Source organism: Candidatus Tisiphia endosymbiont of Nedyus quadrimaculatus (assembly GCF_964059235.1).
GTDB lineage: Bacteria > Pseudomonadota > Alphaproteobacteria > Rickettsiales > Rickettsiaceae > Tisiphia.
This window is the reverse complement of sequence record NZ_OZ060452.1, coordinates 1,205,461-1,230,657: the sequence shown is the minus strand read 5'-3', so window position 1 is coordinate 1,230,657 and position 25,197 is coordinate 1,205,461. Positions and strand designations below refer to the sequence as shown.

The window sequence follows — 25,197 nt, the reverse complement described above, 5'->3', positions numbered from 1 at the left end:
TTCTTGATTTTCTATTCTAGAGTATACTCAAATGATTTGAAAAATTGGAAATGATACTTACAAGGCCAAAAACAATAATTTTCAAAATAATCTTGTATAATCCTTAATGTTTCGTGTATAAATTAAGTTTTAAAAATTTTGTAAGCTCTATATGAAATTAGCAAAATTATTATTTTGTACAATCACTACCTGCTTAGCTTTATCTAGCTGTAAAACTAAGAAGATAGATGAAGATTTAATTGTTCCAGCTCCTGAATTATATAATGATGGTCTTGTTTTACTGGAAAAACAAAAATATTTGAAAGCTGCCGAAGAATTTTCTAGAATTTTTTATCAAGATCCTGGTAATAAAATGACTCCTCAAGCTGAGTTAATGCAAGCCTATTCTTTATTTTTAGCATGTCAGTATGAGGAAGCGGTAGATGTACTTGATACTTTTATTAAGCTTCATCCAATGCATGAAGATATTGCATATGCGTATTACCTAAAGGCATTATCGTATTATATGCAAATCTCAAATGTACAACTTGATCAATCAAGGACTTTTTTAGCTAAAGAAAGTTTTGAAGATGTTATAAAACTGTTCCCTAAAACAAAATATTCAATTGATGCATCTTTAAAAATTGATTTAGTAAATGATCATTTAGCCGGTAAGGAAATGGACGTAGGTCGTTATTATCTCAGTAGAAATAACCCGATAGCTGCTATTAATAGATTCCAGCTTATTGTGGATAATTACCAAACTACATCACATATACCAGAAGCACTTTATCGTTTAGTGGAAAGTTATTTAATGCTGGGACTTAATATTGAAGCAAAGAAATATGCTGCAGTACTTGGTCACAACTACCCAAACAGTAACTGGTATAAATATTGTCAACCGTTTATTAACAACTTTCCAAAGGGACCAAATAAAACGCCATCTCAATAATAGAATTTTTTCACAATTCTACTTTTGCTGGTAAATTTTACGTCGCTCCTAGGCTCAAATCCGTAATGCAGACTTTCATACAACTTACGGTTTCTTGCTTTTCTTGCCTCTTCTACAAATTCTCTAGCATAAGTACCTTATTTAGGCTCTATATATCTTATAGGACTGTTGCAACAGTTTCATGATATAGAATAAAGCCTTTATCATTCATTATTTAACAATCTAGGTATTTTTATGAAGCAAAAAGCTTACTTTTTATTTTTTTTCTATATTTTCTTTTGTTTTTCTGCTTATGCTAAGAAAGAATTATATACTATATGGCAGGATACTGTAGTAGTTGACGATCCACTTATAGAGGAAATAATTGATAGCAAAGCAATGCAAAGATTAAAATTAATTGATCAATCTGGACCCGCACCTTATATAGGGCTACTTCCATATTTTAGTAGATATGATCATAGTATAGGGGTATTTGTATTACTTCAAAAAGCACAAGTATCCAAAATTGAACAGATAGCTGGTCTATTGCATGATACTTCCCACACTGTTTTTTCTCATTTAGGAGATCATTTATTTTATAATCAGGAGCAAGAAAAATCTTATCAAGATACTATTCATTTATGGTTTTTACGTTCTATGAAAATAGATGAAATTATAAGTAGATACAATATTGCAATAAAAGATCTTGATCCAGATGATCCAAAATATACGGCTCTTGAAAGACCATTACCTGAGCTTTGTGCTGATAGAATACAATACAATATTCATACAGCAGTAATACTTAACAAAATATCTAAATTAGAAGCAAAGGAAATAGTAGATGATCTGAAATTTAGCAATGGAATCTGGTTTTTTAGTAATAAAGATATTGCCAAGAAATTTGCAATGATTCCTCTATATTTAATTAAAGAATTATGGGGAACACCATTTAATGCTGTAATTTATGATTATTTTCATAAAATTTTAAAGCGTGCTATAGAAATAAAACTAGTTTCTAAAGATGAGTTACATTTTAGCGTAGATCAAAATGTAATGCAAAAAATAGAAAATAGTAATGATAAAATTATAAAAAATTTATTAAATAAATGCAAAAAAGATGCAAAATCTTTTAGACTAGCTAAATATGGTAAAGGGCAAATAAATATAAAACCAAAATTCAGAGGTATTGATCCTTTAATTCTTGATAACAACAAATATAAAAAATTATCTCAATTAGATGAAGATTTTTCAAAAAAATTTAAAGAAGTGCAAAATTGGTGTAAAAATGGTTATGGAATTAACCTTGCTAATTTAGAGGATTAAATTTATTAGACTTCTTGCAGAATTCTACTTCTGCAAGAGATATAAAGGATCATTTGAGTATATTTAAAGAATTCGAATATACTACTTAACCTCAGTTCGATATAAGAATTAATAATTCTTATGGCTTTGTTATAAGGAAAAATGCACTCTTGAAGCGGCTGATGCGAGTGCATTTTAACTTTTTTCATCATTCAATATGTGATTTTAATTATTAAAATCACATATTGAATGGAGTGTTATATTTTAACAATCAGGTGGGCAGCCTCTTCAAACCTGATTGTTTCTATATATAACACGAAAGTTCGATGTAACAAGTTACATCGAATTCAGGTTACTTAAATAATAATTTTTAAAATAATCTTGTCTAATCCTTAATGTTTCGTGTATAAATTAAGTTTAAAAAACTTGTAAGCTCTATATGAAATTAGCAAAATTATTATTTTATATAATCACTACCTGCTTAGCTTTATCTAGCTGTAAAACTAAGAAGATAGATGAAGATTTAATTGTTCCAGCTCCTGAATTATACAATGATGGTCTTGTTTTATTGGAAAAACAAAAATATTTGAAAGCTGCCGAAGAATTTTCTAGAATTTTTTATCAAGATCCTGGTAATAAAATGACTCCTCAAGCTGAGTTAATGCAGGCCTATTCTTTATTTTTATCATGTCAGTATGAGGAAGCAGTAGATGTACTTGATACTTTTATTAAGCTTCATCCAATGCATGAAGATATTGCATATGCGTATTACCTAAAGGCATTATCGTATTATATGCAAATCTCAAATGTACAGCTTGATCAATCAAGAACCTTTTTAGCTAAAGAAAGTTTTGAAGATGTTATAAAACTTTTTCCTAAAACAAAATATTCAATTGATGCATCTTTAAAAATTGATTTAGTAAATGATCATTTAGCCGGTAAGGAAATGGACGTAGGTCGTTATTATCTCAGTAGAAATAACCCGATAGCTGCTATCAATAGATTCCAGCTTATTGTGGATAATTACCAAACTACATCACATATACCAGAAGCACTTTATCGTTTAGTGGAAAGTTATTTAATGCTGGGACTTAACGTTGAAGCAAAGAAATATGCTGCAGTACTTGGTCACAACTATCTAGACAGTCATTGGTATAAACATTGTTACCTACTTATTGACAACTCTTTAAAAGAATAAAATATAATAGACCTCTTGCATAATTCGCTTATGTTAGGGAATTTGCAGTAGGTCCTTCACTGCGGAACGCAAGCAGTACGGTAAACGCGAATTCGGGATAAGAATTGACAAATTCTTATCCCGAATTGGGGTGGTAAGTTACGGCGTTGAGTCTAGCCTAGATGCCCAAATCACCAACAGAAGTAGAGTTATGCAAGAGGTCTAATGTTACAAAGTCTTTCGGTGAAGAATTTTATTCTGATAGACGAATTGGACATAGAGTTTGAAAAAGGACTATGTGTGATTACCGGCGAAACTGGAGCTGGCAAGTCTATTTTGCTAGATGCAATTTTGTTCTCTTTAGGTAACAAATTCTCTGATAATGTAATAAAACATGGATGCGATTATTGTACGGTTGCTACAACATTTACTCTCAATAATGATTTAAAAAAGCTTTTGGAACAATTTAATATTGAGTGTGACCAAGAATTACTGATAAAACGTATCCAAAAATCTGGTAACCGCAAAAAATTTCTTATAAATGATCAAGCGGTGACAGTAAATACCTTGCAACAAGTAGCAGATTATTTATTTGAACTTCATGGACAAAATAGCCCTACTACCCTTCTTACCCCCTCCTCCCATATTAATATTCTAGACGATTATGGAAACCTTCTAGGTTTAAGAGACGAATTATCCAAGCATTTCAATATTCTACAAACAACTACTAAAGAAATCAATAAAGTCACAAAAGATAAAGATACTATAGAACGAGAGATAGATTATTTAAATTTTGTAACCAAGGAATTAAAAACTCTTGACTATCAAGTAGGAGAAGAAGAAAAACTTACCATTATAAGACGCAGTTTACAAAATCGTGATAAAGAAATACAAGCAACTCAAGATATATTATCACATCTTGAAACTCCTGAAATTAATAAGTCCATTACTAATGTTCAACGTTTAATAGCCCGTAACTTACAGGGAAATGAAGAATTTGCCTCTATTTCATTAAATTTAGATGATTGTTATAATAGTCTAGAAGAAGCACGTATAAAATTACAAAACATTATTAATAACTTCGATACAAATGAATTTAACTTAGATGAAGTGGAAGAAAGGCTGTTTAAAATCCGTGACATAGCACGAAAATATAATATTTCTTGCAATAAAATACATGAATTTGTTGACAATTCTAACCAACAATTAAATGCCCTAGAAGATAAAATTAATAACGTTAAAATCCTAGATATTAATAAGCTAGCTGACCATAAAAAATATTTTGAACTAGCTGAAGCTTTATCGCATCAGCGTTCTAAAGTAGCCAAGAAGCTAGAGTTAGCTGTGCAAAAAGAGCTTGAACAACTTAAAATGGAAAAGGCAATTTTTAAAGTAGAAATAGTATCTAAGGATAATATTGCAAACCAAACTGACAATAAGCATTTTTTAGAATACAGGGATACTTCTCAAATAATGTTATGTAAGGTATCAGATAATGGTATCGATAATGTGCGTTTCGTTGCCTCAACTAACCCTGGTATGCAACTTGCTCCTATTGATAAAATTGCTTCTGGTGGTGAATTATCAAGATTTATGTTAGCGCTAAAAACTTGTCTTTTTGATAAACTACTTAAGGAAACTATTATTTTTGATGAAATAGATACAGGAATTGGTGGTATCGTAGCCGATAAAGTAGGAGAAAAACTAAAAAAGCTTAGCTCTATTGCCCAAGTTATCGCAATTACCCACCAACCGCAAGTGGCAGGTAAGGCAGATCAGCATATTATCGTTAACAAGCTGCAATTGAATGAAAGCACTAAAATTACTGTAAAAAATCTAAACCTTCAAGAGAGGCAAGCTGAACTTGCTCGCATGATCTCAGGCAAATCTATCACCGATGCGAGCTTGAAGGCGGCTAAAGAGCTTCTACATCCTTAGCCCCCTTCCCCTTTTAAGCAACCACCTTTTTCTTAATTACTTTATTAGGATTTACTTGAAGTTTTTCTTTAATTCTAGCTGCTTTACCACTTAGATTTCTTAAGTAATATAGTTTAGCACGACGTACTACACCATATTTAACAACTTCAATCGAATGTACAATTGGTGAGAAAATCATAAATCGTCTTTCCACACCTTCACCATGACTAACCTTACGAACTACAAAAGAAGATGCAACACCACTATTCCTTCTAGCAATTACTACGCCTTCATACATTTGAAATCTTTCTAGTAATTTTTCCTTGCCATCTTTCTCAACTGTTCGGTCAATTATCTTTACAGTAATTTTTACAGTATCCCCTGCTTTAAAGTCAGGAATCTTTTTATTTTCCGTTAGTTTCAGAATTTGCTGTTGTTCAAACTCTTCAATAATATTCATTACCTTAAACTCCTATAAATATTTAATAAATCCGGTCTACGTTTTTTAGTAATCTCTAAAGATTGCTTGCTTTTCCAATCTCTAATTAACTGATGATTACCAGACAACAAAATACTCGGAACTTCTCTACTTTTCCACTTTGCCGGTCTCGTATACAGAGGACATTCAAGCAATCCAGCAAACTCTCCATTTTCCTCAAAAGATTCTGATTGTAATGTGTCTTGATTCAGTAATACATTCGGAAGTAATCTAATCAAGCAATCAAGAATAGCAAGAGCTGCCACCTCCCCACCAGATAAAATATAATCCCCTATACTAATTTCCGTTACATTATACTCTTCAATTATACGTTCGTCAACCCCTTCAAAGCGACCACATAAAATTATTATTTGCTTTTCTTGTATAATTTCATGAGCAATATTTTGGTTAAATAGCTTTCCTCTTGGTGAGGGATAATATATTTTGGCATTAGGGGTTGAAGACAAAACATGATCTATACAACTACCAACCACATCTGGACGCATGATCAGCCCGCTACCACCACCATAAGGCTCATCATCAACATTTTTATGCCTAGTTAATCCAAAATCTTTTATATTAACCATATTATAAGACCAAATACCCTTTTCTAAGGCTTGCCCTGCAAGGGAATATTGCAAAAATCCAGGGAACATTTCTGGAAATATGGTTAATATTGATGCATGTAATGAAGACATTTAATAAATATGATGAAATTTTTAAACAAAAAAATTGATTTGACTTATATTATAGTTTATATAATTAGGCAATATGAATCCACTAACACTTATTGTTAATCTTCATTATTTATTTTTCGGAGCATGGCGCAGCCTGGTAGCGCATCTGGTTTGGGACCAGAGGGTCGGGAGTTCAAATCTCTCTGCTCCGACCACAAATTTCATTGTATTTAACATTTAATACCTCCTTTTTAGTCATTAAAACCCTAATACTTATAAGATTTCTTCATTTACTCAAACTTCAAGATTTAAAAGTATCTAAATTTAATATATTTGTCAATCTGTCATAAGAATTAAGGTCATTTTTCTTAAAACATAGCATATAATTAGCATGAGAAATGCTACTTTTTCCTCCATATTTTCATTGAAATTGTTATTAATATAAACAAAAAAAATTAATAATTAGAACAAATGAGTCAATACTTAAAATTGAAAATTAATATTTATAAATAAAATAAATCCATAATTATAAATAAAACAGGTTAATACTTGTAAACAAGAAGATAAATTAAGACTTGCTTTGTTTTTATTGACGCTATTTAATCATCTATTAAGTCAATCTGAAATTAACTATCTAGCCAACTTTTGAAACGATAGAGTGGGTTAGGTTATATTAATTATGCAATAACTTAAATAAGAGGATAATATGGCAACCTATTCATTTAATCTTACTAAAGAAGCTATAGATAAAATTGCTTACCCTAAAACCAAACGAGATATTTATGTTGATACCAAGGAAGATGGTTTAATTTTAATTGTATCCTATGGTAGAAGTAAGGTTTTCTATTTGCGAAAGACAGTTTATGGTATAAACCGCAAAATTAAATTAGGTGACTTCCATAATGATAGATTCGAGAAGTTACCTAATGATATTTCTCTTGTAGAAGCTAGAGAAAAAGCCGTTGAAATCAAGGGTCAGATCAACAAAGGCATTCACCCTTTTAACAAGTCACCTATTTTAAACAATGAAATAAATCATCAACCAACTAAGGCAACTGAGCTAACCTTTAAACAGTTTTTTTTTGATAAATATATTGAAGAACACTGTAAGCGTAAGAATACGAATTGGGAAGATGCTATTGATACAATGAATCGAGATGGTGATGATTTGTATGATAAAAAGATATCGGCTATAACAAGGGAAGATATTCAGAAAATATTTAATGTTATTAGTAATAGGGGCAAATATAGTGCTAACAGGTTTTTTGAGTTGTTAAGGGCGGTATTCAATAAAGCTATTGACAGGGGGCTATTAGGGCAGAATCCGGCTATTGGTATTGAAGAACATGAAGAAGAAGCGAGAGAAAGATATATTAACACCAAAGAGGAAATGTCAAGATTTATTAAGGCAATTAAGGCAAGTACAAATAGGCAAATGGCAGATGTATTTTTACTATCATTACTTACTGGGGCAAGGAAAAATAATGTTTTGTCTATAAAATGGAATAATATTAATTTTGAAGATAGAATATGGTATATACCAGCTGTTCAGACTAAGAATCGCAAGGCACTCCCAATTCATTTAGTAGAAGATGCCATAACAATGTTGGCAAGAAGGAAAGAGGAGAATAAAACTGGATCAATATGGGTATTTCCTAGCAAGAGGAGTCGCTGTGGTCATTTAACATCACCCAAGAGAGCGTGGAAGAAAATTTGTCAATTGGCTAATATTGATGAGTTAAGGATTCATGATTTAAGAAGAACGCACGGTTGTTTGATGCGTAAAGCTGGAGCTGATAGAGAGTTAATAGGTGAAGCGTTAGGTCATAAGGATCTAAAATCAACAAAAATATATGATATTATAGAGAGTGATCAAGTTAGAACATTTAGAGAGAAAGCCATGAAAAACCTAATGTCTTCAAAAGAAAATAAAGTAACTTTTCAAATAGAAACAGAAAGAGCTAACAATAATACTGAAGCATTGCATAAGAAGATAGAAGAGTTAGAACAACAAATAAGAGATCTTAAACGGCTCTGTCCAAAAAACTGTGTAAATTCGAAAAAATAGGTCATTAAATTTTGTTAAGCCTATCCTCAAATTTAACCATCAAATGAGCCATAGCTTCATTCCAGTTTGGAATGGGCATAGTCCATTTTTTGGTCATATAGTCAATTGTCAAATATAAACTTTTAAAAACAGCATTATCATTAGGAAAAACCCGCTTATTATTTGTTACTTTACGCAATTGACTATTGACAGATTCAACTGAATTAGTTGTATAAATTACCTTTCTAATTGACTCAGGATACCCTAGAAAAATCATTAGATTGTCCCAATTATTATACCATGATTTGGCAATTTGTGGATATTGTTTATTCCATTTTTCTTCAAAAGATACTAAAGCTAAATGGGCTTGTTCTTCCGTTACTGCAGTATATATCGGCTTTAAATCGCTAGACAGTTGCTTCCTATCTTTATACGACACATATTTTAAACTATTTCTAATCTGATGTACAATACACAATTGATGTTCTGTTTTTGGATAAACTGCTTCTATTGCCTCAGACATACCAGTAAGATTATCGCTACAGGCAATCAGTATATCTTTTAGCCCTCTATTTTTCATTTCGGTAAAATTACCGAGCCAAAATTTTGCCCCTTCATTTTCACTGATCCATAATCCCAATATATCTTTTTTACCAGATAAATCAATTCCTAATGCAACATATACTGCCTTATTGATTATCCTTTTATCTTGCCTGACTTTTACTACTAAACAATCAAAAAATACTATCGGATATATCTCTTCTAATGGTCGACTCTGCCAAGCTTTAACCTCATCCATTACATCATCAGTAATTTGGCTGATTAAGCCTTCACTTATTTCAACACTGTATAACTCCTGTAACTGAATCTTAATATCAGATATACTCATGCCTTTAGCATATAATGATAGTACTTTATCGTCAAAACCATCAAAACGTTTCTGGCGTTTTGGTAGTATTGCGGGTTCAAAGGTATTATGCCTATCCCTTGGTACTTCTATTTCTACAGCTCCATGTTCGGAGATCAGTTTTTTGCTAGTTATACCATTACGAGCATTATCATTATCTGCACAACTGTATTTATCATAGCCTAGATGATTATTCATTTCTGACTGCAGTGCCTTCTCTATTAAACGTTTGGTCAATTCTTTTAATAAACCTCCTTCTTTCAGTATTGTACTTACATCTGTATCATTATCTATTAATAAATCTACTGCTTGCTTTATTGATTCATTAGTTTTTTTATTCATGTAATTTCCTTTTTTGTTATACTTTTATATATAACCTATTTCGAAATTTACACAGTTTTTTGGACAGAGCCTCAAAATATTCTAAAAATGTACCTATCGAAAGCAGACCAACAGATTCTTTTTGTGCTTTAGTTAGACTAGTCGGAGTATTAATAATTTTCAAATCTGCTTGGACAAATTTGCTCATAATTACCTAACCACATATTTTTAGTTACTCAATAACACTATGCACTTCATACTTTACGCAAGCTGTCTTGGTCTTGATAAATACGATAAATATTTTCAATTGCTTGCTCATAAGCAATAAGTTCTTGTATAGTCCAATTAAACTGGCTAAAGATATCATAAGCCTTATTTAGCTCAGTATTAATACCAGCTATATTCAACATGCCACTAGGCAGTAACTCTCTTATCTTTGCTGCCTGTGTCTTTTTATATTCATTGTGATTTGCTATACCAAATTCTGCTATATCATGCATCTCATTGGTTCGTACCTGCATTTCCACATCACGTCTAGGGTTGCCGACACTCGTAACAATATGCAAGGAACGATAACCATTATCTTTAGGATAATCAATATAATTCTTTTTCTCTGCTATTTTAACAGAATAGATGCCACGGATAATATCCAACACTTTATAACAATATTCTAGCTTATCAACTATAAATCTAAAAGCAACTAGATCCGTTAATTCGTTAGTCTTTAGTATCATCTTATTTAAGGCAGAACAAGGGTCTTTTAATCTGTAATATGTTTTTGCTGCTATATCATTTTCACTTAGCTTAGTACTAATAATATCGGCTATTTTACGTAAATCGTTAGTATCTTGAGATTGCATATTTGATATTTTAGTTCAGTTGTAATGAATTTGTTTTTTAAATGATATTATGGTAGTCTTTAATGCTAACAAATAAAAATAAGATTGTCAATTACTAGTAAATCATATATTGAATAAGTAATAGGCAATTATACCTACTGAGAGTAAACATATACAACCTAATTTGTTTGGTACTCAAGCATAGCAAACAAAAAAACTAATAATAAATTATCATAATGGTCACAAAGAAGTCCAAAAAGTCAAAGAAGCCGAAGCATGATGAAATTGTTAAAGTAGCAATGGAAAATCCTAGAGTAGCTTATGATTTTCTTAAAACTCATTTGCCTAAGGATGTGCTGGCTATAATTGATACTTCTTCTTTAAAAGTAGAAAACGCAAGCTTCATTGAACCAAGGCTTACTCGTAGTAGCTCGGATGTATTATTTTCGGCTAAATTTAATGATCAGGATGGTTATATTTTCATTTTGCTGGAACACCAAAGTACCACTGATAAGTTCATGGTCTTTCGTTTATTTAAATATATGACCCGAATTTGCGATCGATATTTAAAAAACAACCCCAAATCTAAGCATCTACCGCTAATATATCCAGTCGTGTTGTATAATGGCACTGAAGAGTACGACGTAGCACGCAATTTATGGGATTTATTTGGGACTAATAACTACCTTGCACGAGAGTTTTGGCTGAATGATTATCAGCTGATCAATGTTCATAAGATTCCTGATAATGAATTAAAAGAAAGACCATGGTCTGGTCTATTAGAGTTTTTTTTAAAGTATATACACGAACGTGATTTATTAAGAAGGTGGCAAGAAATTGCTTATCTTCTACCACAATTAACTAAGGTTAATATAGGATATAATTACATTGAGATTTTGCTTTATTATACGTTAGACTTTATTGACCAAAATGATAAAATAGGTTTAGACAAGTTGTTAACAACCATTTTGAATCAAGAAAAAGAGGAAGAAATTATGGGGAGTATAGCACAACATTGGAGAGAAGAAGGTATTGAGAAAGGTATTGAGATTGAAAAAGCTAGAAGCGATGCAGCTATAGAGGCAGCTAGAGAGGAAGCCACTAGAGCTAGAGAGGAAGCCACTAGAGCTAGAGAAGAAGCCACTGAAGCCACTAGAGCTATAGCCAAAAATCTACTTAAAGCTGGTTTATCTATTGACGTTATTGCCAAATCTACTGGACTTAGCAAATCTCAAATTGAGGATTTAAAAAATCACGGTGACTTCAGGAACAATTAGTTATTTTCTATTAATGCATTGATGAGTCGTTTTAGGTTATATGGAGATCATCCTATGTAAATTTACAGAAATATTTCTGAATTTTATAATTGCTGTTAAATTGCAGGCGCGGCTCTGTCCAAAAAACTGTGTAAATTCGAAAAAATAGGTCATTAAATTTTGTTAAGCCTATCCTCAAATTTAACCATCAAATGAGCCATAGCTTCATTCCAGTTTGGAATGGGCATAGTCCATTTTTTGGTCATATAGTCAATTGTCAAATATAAACTTTTAAAAACAGCATTATCATTAGGAAAAACCCGCTTATTATTTGTTACTTTACGCAATTGACTATTGACAGATTCAACTGAATTAGTTGTATAAATTACCTTTCTAATTGACTCAGGATACCCTAGAAAAATCATTAGATTGTCCCAATTATTATACCATGATTTGGCAATTTGTGGATATTGTTTATTCCATTTTTCTTCAAAAGATACTAAAGCTAAATGGGCTTGTTCTTCCGTTACTGCAGTATATATCGGCTTTAAATCGCTAGACAGTTGCTTCCTATCTTTATACGACACATATTTTAAACTATTTCTAATCTGATGTACAATACACAATTGATGTTCTGTTTTTGGATAAACTGCTTCTATTGCCTCAGACATACCAGTAAGATTATCGCTACAGGCAATCAGTATATCTTTTAGCCCTCTATTTTTCATTTCGGTAAAATTACCGAGCCAAAATTTTGCCCCTTCATTTTCACTGATCCATAATCCCAATATATCTTTTTTACCAGATAAATCAATTCCTAATGCAACATATACTGCCTTATTGATTATCCTTTTATCTTGCCTGACTTTTACTACTAAACAATCAAAAAATACTATCGGATATATCTCTTCTAATGGTCGACTCTGCCAAGCTTTAACCTCATCCATTACATCATCAGTAATTTGGCTGATTAAGCCTTCACTTATTTCAACACTGTATAACTCCTGTAACTGAATCTTAATATCAGATATACTCATGCCTTTAGCATATAATGATAGTACTTTATCGTCAAAACCATCAAAACGTTTCTGGCGTTTTGGTAGTATTGCGGGTTCAAAGGTATTATGCCTATCCCTTGGTACTTCTATTTCTACAGCTCCATGTTCGGAGATCAGTTTTTTGCTAGTTATACCATTACGAGCATTATCATTATCTGCACAACTGTATTTATCATAGCCTAGATGATTATTCATTTCTGACTGCAGTGCCTTCTCTATTAAACGTTTGGTCAATTCTTTTAATAAACCTCCTTCTTTCAGTATTGTACTTACATCTGTATCATTATCTATTAATAAATCTACTGCTTGCTTTATTGATTCATTAGTTTTTTTATTCATGTAATTTCCTTTTTTGTTATACTTTTATATATAACCTATTTCGAAATTTACACAGTTTTTTGGACAGAGCCGCAGGCGCAACAAAGCTTTACCAGACCAAAGGATTATTAATGCTTTTTTGTTCAATGCCTTTTCCTGCTTTAAGTGCTTCTATTGATTGCAAGATTTGATCAGTCACGTCTTCAGCTGGAACTCCACTATCATAATTCATCCACCATTGATCTTCGGCAACTGTTATTTTTAAGTCATCTTCCTCTGAAATTAATAAAAAATCAGGGTTAATGAGTCTTTTAAAAAATTCACTCATCTTTTGTTTACTGATAATCTTGTTATCCGTGGCTATAGCATCACGCCAAATTGAATGTTCGTGAGTTAGATGGCGTAAGTAAGAGGCTGTATGCTCTCCATAAATAGAATACACTTTGTAAATCAATTCTTTTTCTTCTTTATCATATAATTCAAAATCAATTTCACTAGGGGCTGGAATAGCAGAATCTTTAAAATTACCAAATGTTTTACGCAACACCCTAACTACAGACCCCTGTTCCCATGCTTCAATTTCTTCAGTGAACAAAGGTCTATCTAATAAAGCAAGGCTTACCCCTTGAGCAAAATAAATTAACTTCTGCAATTTTAGTTGAGTTATGGTATCTCCAGCTTCTCTATCTACTAAAACAAGGAAGTAATTAGCTACATCAAAGCAGCTTAATATTCTTTTTTCGAGTATTACGTGCATAGTTCTATTTTTTTATCTAATTATTTTAACACACATTTGTTATTATTAACATACTATTAGTAAAAAATTCATTTTAACTTAATATTAATAATGTTAAGATACACTAAAATAGTATGTAAAGGGTATAGCTATGGATGAAATTATTCAATCAAAGGTAATACTTACTCAGACTCATCTAACAACAGAGCAAAAATATACTACAGGTTTACTTTTAATAGGTACATTTTTAGAGTATTTTGATCTGATGCTATATATTCATTTAGCAATTCTGTTAAATGATCTATTTTTTCCTAAGACTGACCCCCACGCTGCTTCACTCCTAGCTGCTTTAACTTTTTGTTTGACCTATATATTCAGACCTGTTGGTGCTTTGATTTTTGGTTATATCGGAGATAATGTTGGTTATAAAGCAACAATTATTATAACAACGTTTATGATGTCTATTTCATGTATTACTATTGCTAATTTACCTGTTTATGACCAAATAGGTATTGTCTCTACTTGGATAATTATCATATGTCGGATTTTTCAAGGTATATCTTCCGTAGGAGAGATAATAGGTACTGAACTATATCTGACTGAAATGACCAAGCCACCCATCCAATATCCAATTGTAGCATTAGTTTCAATTTTTACCCTCATAGGAGGGATGGGATCGCTTGGTATAGCATCTCTTAGCACTTCACTTGGATTCAGTTGGCGTATGGCTTTTTGGGCAGGTGCAGCAATTGCAGTTGTTGGTACAATGGCTAGGACAACGCTGAAAGAAACACCAAAATTGCTAAAGCAAAAGGAGAATTCTATTGAACCGACAAAATTTAATATGACGACAATGTTAGCTTACTTCTTGATGATGTGTGGATGGCCAGTATGCTTCTATTTTGCCTATATCCATTGTAGTAGCATCTTAAAAAACTCTTATGGTTATAAGCCGGAGGAGATAATTCACCATAATTTCATTCTGTCAATAATATCTTTAGTTGGCTATTCAATCTTTACGTATTTAAGCTATAAGATATACCCATTAATAATTCTTAAGATAAGACTAGCGATATTTTGTATTTTTATTGTTAGTTGTCCTTATTTACTAGATCATTATAAAACCCCCTTTGCCCTACTGCTAATTCAATTAATTACTATAACATTTGGTTACTACTCCATGCCAGCTTCTCCAATTTTTTTTCGGCATATTCCTATGTTTAGACGATGTACTTACGTTAGTTTGTCTTTTGCTTTATCTCGCACTTTAATGCATATTATTACTGCTTTTGGTCTTGTATATCTAATAGAGTATTTTGGTAATTATGGATTATTAGTTATTATGATTCCAATAACTCTAGGGTTTGCTTTTGGCATCTATCACTTTGAAAAGTTAGAGAAGCAAGCTGGTTTTATTCCAGTAACTATACAAAACTTATAAACTTAACTGCTATAAGCAATATTATAATGAGTATCGCAAAGGTAAGTATTCTCATTTTAATGTTAAAAAGCGTGCAATAATGACCCACTAAATGGGTTAATGTGCGTTGAAAAATGACCCACCTAAGAAGTGGGAAAAGTAGTACGTTATTAATCCATTATTATCAACCTATACTTCTATTATTTTCAGAATAAATAATAGGAGTATAAAATCAGAGATGTTAATAATGGAAAGTAAGAGAAAGATATTAGGACGTTATCGTCGTGGAGAAGGTATACGTTCAATAAGTAGAGAATTAAATATATCACGTAATACAGTTAGAAGTATCATTCGTACGCAAGGAGAGATTAAATCTGATTATATACGAATAATTCAACCTATACCTAAACTCGGGAAATATATTGAGAGTCTTGAGAGGATGTTGCGGGATAATAAGAATTCAAAGCCTAAAAAAACAGGGAAAGCTTTATTTGAGGAGTTAAAGATTTATGGGTATCAAGGCAGTTACTCTGCTGTTAGTCGTTATATTAACACTTGGAATGATAGAAATTTTGAGATTAATATAAAAGCTTGCGTACCTTTATCCTTTGCTCCTGGGGAAGCTTACCAATTTGACTGGAGTAGTGAGCAAGTAATATTAGCTGGAGAAATAATAAATGTTAAAGTAGCTTACTTTGTTTTGTGTTATAGCCGTAAAAAATTTATCTATATTTATCCTACTGAAGCTCAAGAGATGGTATTTGATGCACATGTTAGAGCCTTTACTTTTTTTGGTGGTAGTCCAACTAAAGGGATTTATGATAATATGAAGACTGCTGTCAGTAAGGTTTTAAAAGGCTCTAATAATAGAGAATGGAATCCAAAGTTTGAAAAGCTCTGCGCACATTATCTCATTGAACCGATAGCATGTTCTCCAGCTCGAGGTAATGAAAAAGGTAGGGTTGAGCGACAAGTACAGATTGACCGGGAACAGTTCTTTACTCCTATGCCAAAAGCTTTAACCTTGCAAGAATTAAACGATATATTAACCAGCAGATTAGTTACTTATAATAGCTCTCATAAACACCCCGAATATAAAGATAAGACTATAGATGAAGCATATCAACTAGAACGTAATTTTTTAGTATCCGTGCCTGTATTATTTAACGGTTGCAAAGAAATAGATATCAAGGTTTCTATTACTTGTTTGGCTAGATATGAAAGCAATAATTATAGCGTTCACTGTAGTTGTGCTGGGAAAATAGTACAATGTAAGATATATGCTGAACATCTAGTATTTATTTATAATGGTCAAGAGGTAGGTCGTCATAAACGGAAATTTACTAAGGGAGAAACTTGTTATGACGTCAATCATTATCTGCCAATATTAAGGTATAAACCCGGAGCATTAAGAAATGGTGAACCATTCCTTAATATGAATTTACCAGAAGAGCTCATAGAAGTTAGAAGACGTCTTGAGAGCAGCCCAGCAGGTACAAGAGATTTTGCTCATATATTATCGTATATAGCAATGGAATCCATAGAAGCAGTAGTATCAGCATGCACCCAAGCACTAAAAATAGGAACTGTTAGTAAGGAGGTAATTTTAAATATTATATTACGTAATAAAGATGAGTTAAAAGTAACAGAGCCAAGTAATTACCAAGAATATCATACTTTAAAACATATCCCGAAAGCTAATTGTGAGATATACGATAATTTTCTCAAGTTAGGAGGTAAGTAATGAACAATGTATATCAAGAATCTACTAGAGAAGATATTATAAATGTTATGAGAAAGCTAAAATTTACAGGGATGCTTGAGTCTTATGATGAAATTATATCTGATGCCATAAGGCGTAAAGAAGCCTCGAATTATATTTTACATAATTTATTAAAATCTGAACTAACAACACGAACTCTTAGGTCTATTCAAAGTAGGATTAGCGCAGCAAAGTTTCCTGAGAAAAAAGATATAGATAATTTCATATTTATCGATACCCCAATAAACCAAGAACAAATTATGCATCTATATAGTTGCGAGTTTATTAAAACATCTAGAAATATAATCCTAGTTGGTGGTACTGGTAGCGGTAAAACTCACCTAGCTATTGCATTAAGTACAAAAGCAGTACGAAAAGGTTATAAATCAAGATTTTTTAATCTTGTAGATCTTGCTAATCAATTAGAATATGAAAAGAACTCTGCTCAGGTAGGAAAACTAGCAGCTTCCTTGCAAAAAATAGATGTACTAGTCCTAGATGAGCTTGGTTATCTACCATTTTCTAAGAATGGCGGTCAACTTATCTTTCATCTATTATCTAAAATACATTCCAACACTTCAATTATTATTACTACTAATCTTATATTCTCAGAATGGTCACAAATATTTGGTTGTAATAAAATGACTTCAGCGCTACTTGATAGAGTTTGTCATAATTGTGATATCATTGAAACGGGAAATGAAAGTTATCGTATGAAAAAAAAACAATAGTTCTAGACTTATGTGGGTCATTTTTCAACGCTCTTCCTGGGTCATTTTTCAACGCTTATTGACACCCTGTACGGGAATGACATTGAATAGGAATGGAAGCAAATTTTGACGACAAAATTACCATAACTCTTCTATTAATGCTATGGTATTAGCCCTTAGATCTAGGTCATAATCTATGGTGTTATTTATTATTCGCTTGATATTTGCAAATTTTGTTATCAAATAATCAGGGGAATTAGAACGCAATTGATTAAATATTTTATTCTCTAATTCATTGAATTCAATATTGATATTGAGAGATTTTTTAGTAATTCTATTAACTAGATATAGCATGCTACAAGCAAAATCTCCCCATAATTCCTTGTTTTTACTAGTAAACTCTTCGATAAGATCTAACCTCACTTTAGGATTTGCATAGTTAGCAATATACGTCGTAAATTTAACATATATATCGCTTCCCACTAAGCGATTTTGTGATTTTATGTTAATTTTAGCACATCTAGATCTTATAGTACTTATTATTCCGGCAACCCTTGAGGTAATCAAGAAAATAAAACCATCCTTTGGCGTATCTTCTAAAAGTTTAAGACAGGAATTTGCTGCATTGAGATTCATTAGATCTGCTTGATAAATAACAGCTACTCTATATTTAGAGATTGATGATGTTCTATAAAAAAATTGCTGTAAATCTCTAATTTGGTCAACAGATATGTCTTTGACACCGCTCGTCACAGAATTATCCCTAGCTACTAACCGATAATCTGGATGATTTGTTAATTGAATTTTACCTACAATCAAACTGCTTTCTATAAATATAAGCAAATCTTCTAAAGCTTTTGCAGTATCATCAACATCAATCAGCCAACTATTATAAAGCCTGGCCTGTTTGAATCTACATTCAAGATATTCTTTGATCATTCTGCTAATGGCATAATAAAAAATAAGTTTCTAGGCTTTGCCAACATGGGTCAGAAACGCCAACATAAGTAATGGTACTTGTATGGCAAAAGCGATGTCAATCCCTACATAGGCAGGGATGACACTAGCTTTGTTGTATTGAACTCAGAGTACTTAAACTTGCACACTTGGTAAAAACTACAATATTTTATAGAAGCAAGTTCTAAGTAAAACACGAAGTTACGAATTATTACAGGCTTCCTTCATTTTCTTACCGGCTCTAAATACTGGTTGTTTATAGGCAGAAATATGCATTTTCTCACCAGTTTTTGGATTACGACCTTCACGTGCAGCTCTACTTTGTATATGGAAAGAACCAAACCCCACTAGGTTAACATCCTCACCACGACTAAGTGCTTTAAGTACACTGTCTACAACCCAAGTAAGGGCTTTCTCTGCATCACTTTTTGAATGACCTGCTTCAGCCATTAATGCTACTAATTCTCCTTTATTCATATGATCAACTCTCCAAATAAATTGTTAACATTTCAGACATTAATGTATTTAGTATACTCAAATGATTTGGAGCATTGGATTTGAAAATGAGGAACAAGCGGAGCGTACATAAGGTACGTTGCCTTGATATTTTCAAAAAACAATTCTTCAAAGCAGAAGAGTATATACTAACATGCCAGCAAGATTTGTTATATCTCGTTGGCTAGATTATAGCAAACACTAAATTGACTGCAACTGAGACTTCTTTAGAACTTTTGAATATATTATTTTATAATCTAATTTCAATAAAATTGTATCTATTTTACATCAAGTTAGTTTCTTATCCTGTAGTTAGGAGGTAGTTTAACTAGTCTTATAACTAATAATTAAACTTTAAAACTAGTTGATAGTATATTATTTTTGCTTAAATGAAATAATTAGTTGAAAATCATAATAGTTTATATATTATACCTTTCTTATTTAATATATAAAAAGGTAACTCTTATGATCACTAGACTATTCTACATATTATTTATTTCAATTTTTAGTTTAAATGTTAGTGCTAATCCAGCTCCATTGGGTTTTGAATTAAATAAAGCAAGTATAGCAGATGTAGAGCAAGTATATCAGATTACCAAAAAAGAGAGAAATCATTGGGATGGATATAATTATTATGTTAATGTTAGAGATGTCAAATTAGAGGGGATGACTGAGTTATTAGTAATATGTAATGATGATAATATTATCCAAGCAATCATCTTAACGATAAATAACGATAAATTTACAGAGTTTTATGAGTTACTTTCAGAAAAATACAAACTCACCCATAGCCAAAACCCTAATTTAGGTAATAAGGAGATTAGATTTGCCGATGGTGGTTGTACTATTATATTAGATGCTCCATTCCTTAGCTTTAGTATGAGTCTTATATACATAACAGATGAGTTTCTAACAAAATTTAAAGGTAAGCAAAAAGAAGAAGAAAAAGTAAAAAAAGCAAAAGGTAAAGAATTGCTATAATTCAATTATGGGAGTTTTTGAAGTATAAGCCCAACAAACATAAGCCACTGCAAGGGCATCTGCTTGATCAAAGTTACTGATTGCAATTGCTCCTGGTAGTAAAAGTTTAATCATTTGCAGAACCTGATTTTTTTCAGCATGACCATAACCCACTACCGATTTTTTGATAACATTAGGTTTAAATTCTTGAAAAGCAATATCATATCCTCCTATAAGTGACATGACTGCTCCTCTAGCATATCCCAATTTTAAAGATGAAACACTATTCATATTAACAAATGTCTCCTCCATAGCAACAATAGCAGGTTTATATTGTACTATTATCTTTTGCAAGGACGAGCTAATGAAAGCTAGCCTTTTATGCATTGGTTCGCTTGATTTAGTCTTTATAACCCCACTATCTAAATATTTCAGAGGATCGGTATCGATTACCCCCCATCCCATACCAGCTAAAGATGGGTCAATTCCTAGTATAATCAAAATTATTCCCCCACTAATAGATTTTTTATAAAATTATCTAATGCTTCAATTCATTTATTTGAATATATTCCCTTTTAAAACTTTGATATAAAACTGGAATAACAAATATAGTGAAAAGAGTTCCTATACTCATTCCTCCAACTATTACCAAACCAATAGAATTTTGAGCGGCTGCTCCTGCTCCAGAACTAATCACTAATGACATTGCCCCAAAAATGGTTGCTAGAGTAGTCATTAGAATAGGTCTAAGTCTTAAGCTAGAGGCTCTAGTTACAGCTTCTCTAACACTTAGTCCTTGGTCTCTTAAGTTATTAGCAAATTCTACTATCATAATAGAATTTTTTGTTATCAAACCAATTAAAGTGATCAAGCCAATATTACTATACATATTAAGCGTATTACCACATATTAAGAGCATTAATACCCCTCCAGTAATTGAGAATGGTACAGCAATAAGTATTAATATAGGATCAGTAAAACTTTCAAATTGTGCTGAAAGTACTAAATAAATAAACAACAAAGCAAATAAGAAAGTAACAATAAGACTACCTTGCGATTCTGTCATTCTTTTAATCTCTCCAATATATTCTAATGTAGTTGTGCTACTATCCAATAATTCATCAGCTATAGTATTTATCGAATTTATGGCATCGGTAATTTTTTGGTTTGGAGCTAAACCTGACGAAATCGTTACCGATCTAGAATTATTATAGTGGTTATAATACTTAATAGACACTGTCTCAACCATATTAGCGACTACACTTAATGGCAGCAAATTATTAGTTGGTTTATTGGTTGGTATCAGTATCTTACTAAAATGATCGGTACTATTACGGTATTTTAAATTATATTGCATAGTTATATCATACAGATTATTGCCCATTCTGAAATCACCAATTTTTCTTCCTGCCAGCAAATATTGCAATGTTATCCCTATATTTTCTAAACTCATACCAAGCAGATAAGCTTTATCTCGGTTAACAATTACGTCAATTGTCGGCATAGAAGCATTTAAATCTCTACCCACATCGATAAAAACTGGATCTTTCTTCATTCTATTAACGAATTTCTGTGATATTTGATCTAACTCGTCATATTCAAGCGAGGTTTGCAAAGTAAACTCGACAGCATTTCTAGCATTACCACTAAACAACGAAGGATGATCATTAACAAAAATCGACATTCCAGCTATTTGTTGAAATTGCTTATTAAGCATATTTTTTATAGCTTCTTGTGACATTGACCTTTCCTTCCAATCTTTAAGAGATACGAAGGCAAAAGCACTGTTACTACCTCCCCAGCCAATTACTGTCAAATAACCTGCTATATCTTTATGAGGACTAAGTATTTTCTCAGCTTCTGCTACTATTTTTTCTGATTGTTTAATACTAGAACCTTGAGGACCAGAGAAGAAAACTTGTAATAAACCATCATCTTCCTGAGGAATAAAAACTTTTTTGACAAAGATAAAACTAACAACTAGTACAACTAAAGATAGTGCAATAATAAGTGAGAATTTCTTTTTATGATCAAGAGCAAGATCTAAATAGTACAAATACTTGCTTTGTACTAATTTAATGAACTGATCAAATTTAACTAAAAACCCTAAAGGAGGTTGATCATTTTTGTTAATCATTCGACTTGCCATCATTGGCGTTAAAGTAATCGCCACAAAACCGGAAAATAAAACGCAGAATGCTAAGGTCCAAGCAAATTCAATGAATAACTTGCCCATAAATCCATCAATAAAACCTATTGGTAAGAATACTGAAACAAGTGTTATAGTCATCGCTACAATGGCAAAAGCAATTTCCTTAGATGCAAGAAAGGCAGCTTCTATAGGAGAATGCCCCATCTCATTGTACCTAAAAATGTTTTCTAACATTACTATTGCATCATCTACTACCAAGCCAATAGCTAATATCATTGCTAAAAGGGTAAATATATTGATAGAAAATCCTAAATAATACATAACAATAAACGTACCAATTAATGATATCGGAACAGTTACAAATGGTATGAGGGTGATTCTTACTGATGCCAAGAACAGGTATATTACTACCATAACCAAAACTAGTGCTTCCATGATAGTGAAGAACACTGATCTGATTGAAGCCCTAACTGGAATTGATTCATCATAGGCTATATCAATTGTTATACCCTTAGGTAGATTTTTTTTTATTTTATCTAGTGAAGATCTAACCTCTTTGGATAAATCAAGTATGTTTGCCTTCGATTGTTTTATAAGACCAAGTGCTATCGAGTTTTTTCCGTTATATCTAAAAATTACCTCAGTATCTGGAGGGGCTAAATATATTTTAGCAATATCTCGTAACTTTAATATATTAGCATCTTTCACTTTTAGTATAATTTTTTCAAACTCTTCCGGTTTACTTAAAGAACCATCTAATCTTACAGCAAAATCACGTGCAGCTGTTTTAATAGTTCCTGCTGGATAATAGATATTTTGTTTTTTTATAGCACTCTCAATTTCTAACACTGACATTTTATGTTGATATAATTTTACCGGATCTGGTTCTATACGCATAGAGTAATCTTTAGCACCATATATCTCAACCTGACCTATTGTTTCAAGTTTGTCTAAAATGGTTTTTACGCTATCTTGAACAATTTGGGTTAATTGTAAATCATCATATACATCACTACTGATACTTAAATACAAACTAGCGGAATTATCTGCATCCATCTTATCAACATAAGGCATGCTCATATCTTGGGGGAAGGAACTTATATTAGAAATTTTAGACCGAACATCGTTTAATGCTGTTTCTATATCAGCCGATGATAGAAACCTTAAAGTAATATGGCTGCTACCTGTAGAGCTTTGTGAAGTGATAGTATCAAGGTTTTTGACAGTTTTTAGTGCTTTTTCAATACGAGTTGTTATCTCTTTCTCCATATAAAGAGCATCTGCCCCAGGGTAATCTGCATATACTGTTATTACAGGAAAAGAAATATCGGGAATAGCCCTAATTTGCAGTTTAGTAAAAAATACCGCCCCTAAAATAACAACCACTAGACTCAACACTGTTGCAAATACTGGACGTTTTATACATATTTCACTTAAGTACATATTATCAATAAATCCTACTCAACTCCAATTACTAGTCTTTTTTCAATAATTTTAGCTAATTTACTGATAATTATTACCATAACATAGTAACAAAGTCCTGCTATTAACATAGGAGTAAAAAAAGTAAGATGTTCAGCCGATACTAGCTGAGCTCTCCGCATTAAATCCATTTCACCGATCATTGATATAATCGCCGACTCTTTGATTAAATTAATAAGCTCATTAACTAGTGAAGGTAAAATATTTCTTATGGCTTGAGGCAAGATAATATCTTTCATCATTAATCTCTCGGGTATAGCTAATGCTTTAGCTGCCTCAATCTGCCCTTTATCAACACTATTAATTCCAGCTCTAATTATTTCCGAAACATATGCCCCAGAGTTTAATGAGAAAGCTATGCTACCAGCAACGAAGACACCAAGCTTAATACCAATTACACTAGGTAAACCAAAATAAATTATGCTAAGTTGTATAAGTAATGGAGTACCACGAAAAACAGATGTATAGAAATTAGCAAACAGTCTTAACGCACAACTTTTACTTACCTTACAAATTGCTAGTAAGATACCAATAATCAATCCTAATAACACTGAAACTATACTGTATTTCAGTGTTACTACCATCCCTTGCATAATAAAATATATAGAAGAAAAATCAAGTAATTGCTCAAACATCTAACACTCTTAAGTAATCTCCATTAATAAAGCCAATGAATACCAGTGTACTCAGGCGGGAATGATGTCATCTACCGTCTTAAGAGTCAAGAGTAAAAAACATTATTTTATATAAATTTTGTTATCTTTTAACATAGAATTTAAACAAATAATAATTTTACGCATGACAGCTACCAATGCAACTTTAGCCGGTTTACCCGATTCAATTAAGCAGTAGTAAAAGACTTTCATTTTATAGCTAACCCGAAAAGGTTTAAGGCATATTAATGTAATAGCCTTGATGTCATTCCCGCTTCGGTCAGGAATCTAAAAAAATAGCCTAAAGACTATTAGATATTATATATCCCTGCCTACGTAGGGATGACATCGCTTCTAGCTAATCTAAGATTAACATATACCTAAAACCTTTTCGGGTTAGCTATATCATTAGATATCTTTTGAAACTCGCTTATGCTGAGGAATTTAAAGAAGCTACGGAACCTTGACCCGCAGCGTACTCAGATGCACGTGAGGAGCAGAGTACCGGTAGCACGAATAAATTACCAGCAGAAGTAGAGTTTCAAAAGATATCTATTATAACGCATAGCCACCAAAGCCGCCATATATAAAGCTTTTCTAGCATAAAATTTGCCGCCACTAATATACCCCTTACCAATTTTCTTACCACTCTTATTAATATAA

23 protein-coding genes and 1 tRNA gene are annotated in these 25,197 nt (G+C 31.9%); 11 read left to right on the top strand and 13 right to left on the bottom strand.

What is annotated here, in order from left to right; translation table 11 throughout:
• The first annotated feature begins 151 nt into the window (after nt 1-151).
• From AB3211_RS05880 to recN, 4 genes are all read left to right on the top strand, one after another.
• Complete coding sequence (locus AB3211_RS05880; protein ID WP_367363947.1) at nt 152-931, top strand: outer membrane protein assembly factor BamD; 780 nt, start codon at nt 152-154, stop codon at nt 929-931.
• A gap of 234 nt (nt 932-1,165) precedes the next feature.
• Nucleotides 1,166-2,233, top strand: coding sequence for a hypothetical protein (locus AB3211_RS05875; protein ID WP_367363946.1), 1,068 nt, complete (start codon nt 1,166-1,168; stop codon nt 2,231-2,233).
• Between the two features lie 418 nt (nt 2,234-2,651).
• Nucleotides 2,652-3,410, top strand: a complete 759-nt coding sequence (locus AB3211_RS05870) for an outer membrane protein assembly factor BamD (RefSeq protein ID WP_367363945.1) — start codon at nt 2,652-2,654, stop codon at nt 3,408-3,410.
• A 204-nt stretch (nt 3,411-3,614) separates the two neighbouring features.
• Nucleotides 3,615-5,327, top strand: a complete 1,713-nt coding sequence (gene recN / locus AB3211_RS05865; RefSeq protein WP_367363944.1) for a DNA repair protein RecN — start codon at nt 3,615-3,617, stop codon at nt 5,325-5,327.
• Between the two features lie 13 nt (nt 5,328-5,340).
• Here the strand turns inward: recN and rplS are convergent, their stop codons facing one another.
• Together rplS and trmD are read right to left on the bottom strand one after the other, a co-directional pair.
• On the bottom strand, nt 5,341-5,766 hold the full coding sequence (rplS, locus tag AB3211_RS05860; protein ID WP_367363943.1) for a 50S ribosomal protein L19: 426 nt from the start codon (nt 5,764-5,766) through the stop codon (nt 5,341-5,343).
• The gene (trmD, locus tag AB3211_RS05855) at nt 5,766-6,482 is read right to left on the bottom strand and encodes a tRNA (guanosine(37)-N1)-methyltransferase TrmD (RefSeq protein WP_367363942.1); all 717 of its coding nucleotides are present in this window, start codon (nt 6,480-6,482) and stop codon (nt 5,766-5,768) included. The genes rplS and trmD overlap by 1 nt, the downstream gene beginning before the upstream one ends.
• A gap of 117 nt (nt 6,483-6,599) precedes the next feature.
• Between trmD and AB3211_RS05850 the strand changes: the two genes are divergently transcribed.
• Together AB3211_RS05850 and AB3211_RS05845 are read left to right on the top strand one after the other, a co-directional pair.
• Nucleotides 6,600-6,676, top strand: a tRNA-Pro gene (locus tag AB3211_RS05850).
• 491 nt (nt 6,677-7,167) lie between these two features.
• On the top strand, nt 7,168-8,529 hold the full coding sequence (locus AB3211_RS05845; RefSeq protein WP_367363941.1) for a tyrosine-type recombinase/integrase: 1,362 nt from the start codon (nt 7,168-7,170) through the stop codon (nt 8,527-8,529).
• Nucleotides 8,530-8,533: 4 nt separating this feature from the next.
• Here AB3211_RS05845 and AB3211_RS05840 read toward each other — a convergent pair whose 3' ends face one another.
• The 3 genes from AB3211_RS05840 to AB3211_RS05830 are packed head-to-tail and all read right to left on the bottom strand — an operon-like array spanning nt 8,534 to nt 10,596.
• Nucleotides 8,534-9,757, bottom strand: a complete 1,224-nt coding sequence (locus tag AB3211_RS05840; RefSeq protein ID WP_367363661.1) for an IS256 family transposase — start codon at nt 9,755-9,757, stop codon at nt 8,534-8,536.
• Between the two features lie 16 nt (nt 9,758-9,773).
• Nucleotides 9,774-9,944 (bottom strand): hypothetical protein, encoded by a 171-nt coding sequence (locus AB3211_RS05835; RefSeq protein ID WP_367363940.1) that lies wholly within the window; start codon nt 9,942-9,944, stop codon nt 9,774-9,776.
• A 46-nt stretch (nt 9,945-9,990) separates the two neighbouring features.
• Nucleotides 9,991-10,596, bottom strand: coding sequence for a bifunctional (p)ppGpp synthetase/guanosine-3',5'-bis(diphosphate) 3'-pyrophosphohydrolase (locus AB3211_RS05830; protein ID WP_367363939.1), 606 nt, complete (start codon nt 10,594-10,596; stop codon nt 9,991-9,993).
• Between the two features lie 215 nt (nt 10,597-10,811).
• Between AB3211_RS05830 and AB3211_RS05825 the strand changes: the two genes are divergently transcribed.
• Nucleotides 10,812-11,852 (top strand): Rpn family recombination-promoting nuclease/putative transposase, encoded by a 1,041-nt coding sequence (locus AB3211_RS05825; protein ID WP_367363938.1) that lies wholly within the window; start codon nt 10,812-10,814, stop codon nt 11,850-11,852.
• A gap of 152 nt (nt 11,853-12,004) precedes the next feature.
• Here AB3211_RS05825 and AB3211_RS05820 read toward each other — a convergent pair whose 3' ends face one another.
• Both AB3211_RS05820 and AB3211_RS05815 read right to left on the bottom strand, forming a co-directional pair.
• Entirely contained in the window at nt 12,005-13,228 is a 1,224-nt protein-coding gene (locus AB3211_RS05820) for an IS256 family transposase (protein ID WP_367363661.1), read from the bottom strand.
• A gap of 88 nt (nt 13,229-13,316) precedes the next feature.
• Entirely contained in the window at nt 13,317-13,964 is a 648-nt protein-coding gene (locus tag AB3211_RS05815) for a Panacea domain-containing protein (RefSeq protein ID WP_367363937.1), read from the bottom strand.
• Between the two features lie 130 nt (nt 13,965-14,094).
• On the opposite strand from AB3211_RS05815, the gene AB3211_RS05810 reads away from it, so the two are divergent.
• The 3 genes from AB3211_RS05810 (at nt 14,095) to istB (ending at nt 17,856) form a co-directional block, all read left to right on the top strand.
• Nucleotides 14,095-15,384, top strand: a complete 1,290-nt coding sequence (locus AB3211_RS05810) for an MFS transporter (protein WP_367363936.1) — start codon at nt 14,095-14,097, stop codon at nt 15,382-15,384.
• Between the two features lie 226 nt (nt 15,385-15,610).
• A complete protein-coding gene (istA, locus tag AB3211_RS05805) occupies nt 15,611-17,107 on the top strand; it encodes an IS21 family transposase (RefSeq protein ID WP_367363935.1) in 1,497 nt (498 codons plus the stop codon).
• Complete coding sequence (gene istB, locus AB3211_RS05800; RefSeq protein WP_367363705.1) at nt 17,107-17,856, top strand: IS21-like element helper ATPase IstB; 750 nt, start codon at nt 17,107-17,109, stop codon at nt 17,854-17,856. The genes istA and istB overlap by 1 nt, the downstream gene beginning before the upstream one ends.
• Nucleotides 17,857-17,973: 117 nt before the next feature.
• On the opposite strand, the gene AB3211_RS05795 is transcribed toward istB, so the two are convergent.
• Both AB3211_RS05795 and AB3211_RS05790 read right to left on the bottom strand, forming a co-directional pair.
• Nucleotides 17,974-18,774, bottom strand: coding sequence for a DNA polymerase III subunit delta' (locus AB3211_RS05795; RefSeq protein WP_367363934.1), 801 nt, complete (start codon nt 18,772-18,774; stop codon nt 17,974-17,976).
• A 219-nt stretch (nt 18,775-18,993) separates the two neighbouring features.
• Complete coding sequence (locus tag AB3211_RS05790) at nt 18,994-19,269, bottom strand: HU family DNA-binding protein (RefSeq protein ID WP_341754294.1); 276 nt, start codon at nt 19,267-19,269, stop codon at nt 18,994-18,996.
• A 483-nt stretch (nt 19,270-19,752) separates the two neighbouring features.
• On the opposite strand from AB3211_RS05790, the gene AB3211_RS05785 reads away from it, so the two are divergent.
• Nucleotides 19,753-20,268: a hypothetical protein gene (locus tag AB3211_RS05785; protein ID WP_367363933.1), complete on the top strand. Its 516-nt coding sequence runs from the start codon at nt 19,753-19,755 to the stop codon at nt 20,266-20,268.
• On the opposite strand, the gene ruvC is transcribed toward AB3211_RS05785, so the two are convergent.
• From ruvC to AB3211_RS05765, 4 genes are all read right to left on the bottom strand, one after another.
• Entirely contained in the window at nt 20,263-20,748 is a 486-nt protein-coding gene (gene ruvC, locus AB3211_RS05780; RefSeq protein ID WP_341754291.1) for a crossover junction endodeoxyribonuclease RuvC, read from the bottom strand. The genes AB3211_RS05785 and ruvC overlap by 6 nt on opposite strands.
• A gap of 37 nt (nt 20,749-20,785) precedes the next feature.
• A complete protein-coding gene (locus tag AB3211_RS05775; protein WP_367363932.1) occupies nt 20,786-23,842 on the bottom strand; it encodes an efflux RND transporter permease subunit in 3,057 nt (1,018 codons plus the stop codon).
• Nucleotides 23,843-23,856: 14 nt separating this feature from the next.
• Nucleotides 23,857-24,516 (bottom strand): amino acid ABC transporter permease, encoded by a 660-nt coding sequence (locus tag AB3211_RS05770; protein ID WP_367363931.1) that lies wholly within the window; start codon nt 24,514-24,516, stop codon nt 23,857-23,859.
• 539 nt (nt 24,517-25,055) lie between these two features.
• Nucleotides 25,056-25,157 carry a hypothetical protein gene (locus AB3211_RS05765; protein WP_367364828.1) on the bottom strand — a complete coding sequence of 34 codons (102 nt, stop codon included), beginning with the start codon at nt 25,155-25,157 and terminating at the stop codon, nt 25,056-25,058.
• Nucleotides 25,158-25,197: the final 40 nt, after the last annotated feature.